At 62.0% G+C, this 4,035-nt stretch carries 7 protein-coding genes; 2 read left to right on the forward strand and 5 right to left on the reverse strand.

All coding sequences use genetic code 11. The features are described from left to right. Positions 1 to 780: hypothetical protein (locus Q7S58_RS20150; protein ID WP_304830318.1), on the forward strand; the 780-nt coding region annotated here is incomplete at its 5' end. A 28-nt stretch (positions 781 to 808) separates the two neighbouring features. Further along, entirely contained in the window at positions 809 to 1,120 is a 312-nt protein-coding gene (locus Q7S58_RS20155) for a DUF1330 domain-containing protein (protein WP_304830321.1), read from the forward strand. A 33-nt stretch (positions 1,121 to 1,153) separates the two neighbouring features. Here the strand turns inward: Q7S58_RS20155 and Q7S58_RS20160 are convergent, their stop codons facing one another. The 5 genes from Q7S58_RS20160 to Q7S58_RS20180 all read right to left on the reverse strand — a co-directional run bounded on the left by Q7S58_RS20160 (position 1,154) and on the right by Q7S58_RS20180 (position 3,729). Beyond that, on the reverse strand, positions 1,154 to 1,504 hold the full coding sequence (locus tag Q7S58_RS20160) for a hypothetical protein (protein WP_304830323.1): 351 nt from the start codon (positions 1,502 to 1,504) through the stop codon (positions 1,154 to 1,156). Further along, positions 1,501 to 1,839, reverse strand: coding sequence for a hypothetical protein (locus Q7S58_RS20165; RefSeq protein ID WP_304830325.1), 339 nt, complete (start codon positions 1,837 to 1,839; stop codon positions 1,501 to 1,503). Before Q7S58_RS20165 ends, Q7S58_RS20160 begins: the two co-directional genes overlap by 4 nt. A 160-nt stretch (positions 1,840 to 1,999) precedes the next feature. Then, positions 2,000 to 3,016: a zinc-binding dehydrogenase gene (locus Q7S58_RS20170; protein ID WP_304830327.1), complete on the reverse strand. Its 1,017-nt coding sequence runs from the start codon at positions 3,014 to 3,016 to the stop codon at positions 2,000 to 2,002. Positions 3,017 to 3,041: 25 nt separating this feature from the next. After that, complete coding sequence (gloA, locus tag Q7S58_RS20175) at positions 3,042 to 3,440, reverse strand: lactoylglutathione lyase (RefSeq protein WP_304830329.1); 399 nt, start codon at positions 3,438 to 3,440, stop codon at positions 3,042 to 3,044. Between the two features lie 4 nt (positions 3,441 to 3,444). Continuing rightward, the gene (locus Q7S58_RS20180) at positions 3,445 to 3,729 is read right to left on the reverse strand and encodes a hypothetical protein (protein ID WP_304830331.1); all 285 of its coding nucleotides are present in this window, start codon (positions 3,727 to 3,729) and stop codon (positions 3,445 to 3,447) included. Positions 3,730 to 4,035: the final 306 nt, after the last annotated feature.

Here is a 4,035-nt window from a genome sequence, read left to right on the forward strand (position 1 = left end):
GGTGTGACATGGGAATTGAATGGCGCGACCAGTCCGGCGATCGCGCAGGATATCTATTACATCGTGCCGTCGAAGTGCACCGAATGCGTCGGCTTTCACTATCACGAATCGTGCGCCGCGGTCTGCCCGGTCGATTGCTGCGTGCCTGATCCCAATATTCCGGAAACTGAATCGGTGCTGCTCGAGCGCGCGCGCGTGCTGCATCCCGAATTGACGATTCCGGACGACGCGCCGTCGCGCTTTCGCAAAGAAGGCGGTGCGCCCGCACCGGCCGGCGATGGCGCAGAAGCCAAGCCCGCAGCCGCCAATGGCGCCGCGGCGAGTGCGGCCCCGGCTCCCGCTAAAGCGGCAGCACCGGCAGCGCCGGTCGCAGCAGCGGCGCCAATATCAGCGCCAGCCGTCGCGGCAGTCGGCGAGGAATCCAACCCGATCTCGTGGGAAGTCCCGGTGATCTGCAAGGATTGCAACGAGCCGTGGACGATCCCGTATCGGCATTTCCAGGCCGGCGTGGTTTTCTACTGCCCTTCATGCTCAGGATCGTACGTGCCGAAGTCGCAGATGTGCCGCGCGGTGCGTGAAACCTTCGAGGGCTTCTACAACCGGCGGCGCGCCGAGCGCGAAGCGTTCGAGCGCAAACGCGCAAAAGAGGCGGCTGCGTTCGCCGCGAAGCAGACCGCCGAGATGGACGACTTCAAGAAGCGCCTCGAAGCATTGTCGCATTCGATGAAACCGGCGGGCAAGACGGTTCGCCCGACCGGTATCGGCTCGATGTTCACCTAGCATCGCGCGACGAGCGCAAAACTCGCCGATGGAAACGAAGCTCACGCTGGTGGTGGCGCTATTTATCCACGCCGGACGCGAAGCTGAGTTCGAGCAATTCGAAACGCGCGCATCGACGATCATGCGGCGCTACGGCGGCGCGATCGAGCGCCGAATCGGAATTGCCGATGCTACCGGCGACGAGAATCCGCACGAAGTACACGTGGTCACGTTCCCGGATGAGCAATCTTATCAGCGGTATCGCGCCGACGCGGAATTGTCGGCGCTCGCGGAGTTGCGAAGTCGCGCGATTCGGAAGACGACGATCTGGCGCGGCCAGGAATTAGCAGCGTTTCAGTAGTCGGTTCTCCCGCAGATACGTTACTGAAATAGATCAGTGACGAGCGGGCGGCGTCATCTGGCGCGCGGCCGCTTCGCCGAATCGATCGCCGTCGAATTCGACCTGCGTGCACGCGCCGGTTTTGTAATCGAGATCGAGCAGCAGATTTCGCACCGCGCGATTCTTCACCGACTTGATCAGCGCGGCGATCGCCTCCGGATCGCCAACTGATATCGATGCAATCTCGGCAGCGTCGAGATTGCTGACGCGGCAGAACTCGCGCGCATTCTCCTCGGTGGTGAAGCCGAGCACGCCGGCCCACGACGCATCCTTTTCCTGGAACACGATCAGCGCGCCCGACGAATCGAGCAGAAAATGAATCTCGCTTGCGGGCGAAAATTTCACGCGGATTCGACTTTGAGACGGCCGCTGCGAATCGCTTCGGCGCGCTCGCGCACCAACTTTGGATAGGTGTAGTAGTGATCGCCGCTCAAATGGAGGAACGAGATGATATCGACGTCGTCGAGCTCGAGCTCGGCGATCGCGGCTTCGGCGGCCACGCGCGACGGCGATTTAACGAGCACGTCGTAGAGCGCGCGTCCCTGTGCGGACTGAAAGTCGTCGCGCGGCGGCAGGTCTTCGGCGCCGAGTCTGCCGGCATGAAAGTTATCGACCAGGTAGCGCAACGCCTTGAGCTCGTGGCGCAGGATGTCGATTGGTTTGAGCGTCTCGCGGGGCATTGATGCGAGCTTAACGCCGCCGCTCCCGGCGATTCAATGACGGGTTCGAAATCCGGGGCCGCGATCGGTCGCCTGCGCTCACGACGATGGGATGGACCCCGAACGAGCGGCGCGCGCGGAAACTGCGCCTGGAGTGCTCTCTCTGAACGCGCGACGGCTATCAGTGCGGAAATTCCACCATCACCTTGGCGTGCGACCCAGGATCCTTCAGCGCTTCGAACATCGCCGGCACCTGGTCCACCTCGATGATGTCGGTGATCATCGGCTTCGCGTCGATCTGGCCGGACGAGAAGGCGTTGATCGTTTCCTGGAACTCGCCGAACGTGTAGGCGAGTACGAAATCGACGCTTATCTCTTTCATGATGCAGACCAGCGGCACGATGTGGTCTGCCTCCATGCATACGCCGAGCACGACGACGCGCCCGTGATTGGCGACCATCCCGATTGCGGAACTCAGCGTTGATTTCACGCCGATGCATTCGAAAACTACTTCGGGCGCGCGGCCGGTGAGCGATTTGACCTTGTCCGACGGGCTTTCGACGTTCGGATTGACGACCGCGTCGGCGCCGAGTTTCATCGCAAGCTCGGTCCGCCCCGGCGCCAGTTCCGATACGACGACAGCGGCGCCGCGGGCCTTGGCCCACAGCAGGGTCGACAACCCGATCGGGCCAGCGCCCATCACGACGCATCCCATCCCCGACTTGATCTGCGAGCGATTGACTCCGTGCAGGCCGACCGACAGGGGCTCGACCAGCGCGCCTTCGCGCGAACTGACGTTGTGCGGTAGCTTCAGCAGGCTTCCGACGCCGCATCGGACGTACTCGGCGTAAGCGCCGGGCAACTGGCCGAGGCCGAGGCCGAGAATCTTCGCGCAATGCATCGAGTCGTCGCGGCGGCAGGCGTCGCAGGCGCCGCAAACGATATACGGCAGCGAGGTAACGCGGTCACCAACTTTGTAGCCGTTGACGTTGGTGCCGAGTTCGTGGATCTCGCCGCAGAATTCATGGCCCATCACGGTGTCGCAGGCCATCCCGATTCCGTACTGGACGGCATGCAAATCAGACCCGCAGATTCCGCAATTGTGGACCTTGAGGACCACTTCGCCGGCGCCCGGCGTGGGCTTGGGAACGTCCACCACCGCCATCTTGTCTCTTTCTCTGAAGACTGCTGCTTTCATCGAAGTCCTTGTCTTAATGGATCGATCAGGCGGCCGAGGCGCGCTTCTGTTCGATTAGTTCGATTTTGTAGCCGTTGGGATCTTCGATGAACGCAATCGAAGTAGTGCCATGTTTCATCGGACCGGGCTCGCGCACAATCGGCACGCCGTTTTTCCTGAGATCGTCGCAAGCCTTGTAGATGTCCTCGACGCCGAGCGCGACGTGGCCATACGCGTTGCCGAGATCGTATTTCGAGGTGCCCCAGTTCCACGTGAGCTCGATCACCGTGTTGTCGTCCTCGCTGCCATAGCCGACAAAGGCGAGCGTGAATTCACCGCCGGGGAAATCATGCTTGCGCAGCAGCTTCATCCCGAGCTTGTCGCAGTAGAACTTCAGCGACTCGTCCAGATTGTTCACCCGAAGCATCGTATGCAGCATTCGCATGGCATCAGTCTCCTTTCATGCCCGCGCGATCGCGCTTGGACGCGATCGCCTGCTTCAGTTCATCCCGGATGCCGGCGAAGACATCTTCGGTCGGCGCGACGCCGGCGGCTTTCATTTTCGCGACCAGTTCCCATCGCTCGATCCCGAGCAGCTCTTTCGCTTCGTGCTCGTGAAGGCGCCTGGCGCGAACCAGTTCGAGTATCGCCAGTTCGCGGACGCGGGCGGCGAAGTCGACCTCGCTATATTGGCTGTCGAAGAGGTCAGAGGGAAGGTCCAGTTTGAGATTCATTGAGGAGTATGCCCCTCGACTACGCTCCGCTCCGCCTCGGGACTCTGACTTGAATAGCGATTCGGCCCTCCGGCCCGACTCGGCTGCGTGGCGCTCGCGCCTCGCGAAAGCTCGGCTTCATTGAGGAGTATGCCCCTCGACTACGCTCCGCTCCGCCTCGGGACTCGCTGCGCTCGCGCCTCGCGAAAGCTCGGCTTCATTGAGGAGTATGCCCCTCGACTACGCTCCGCTCCGCCTCGGGACTCGCTGCGCTCGCGCCTCGCGAAAGCTCGGCCCAAGATCTGATTGTTCTCGGGAACACTTGCT

It is taken from the genome of Candidatus Binatus sp., from assembly GCF_030646925.1.
In the GTDB taxonomy this organism is placed as follows: Bacteria; Desulfobacterota; Binatia; order Binatales; family Binataceae; genus Binatus.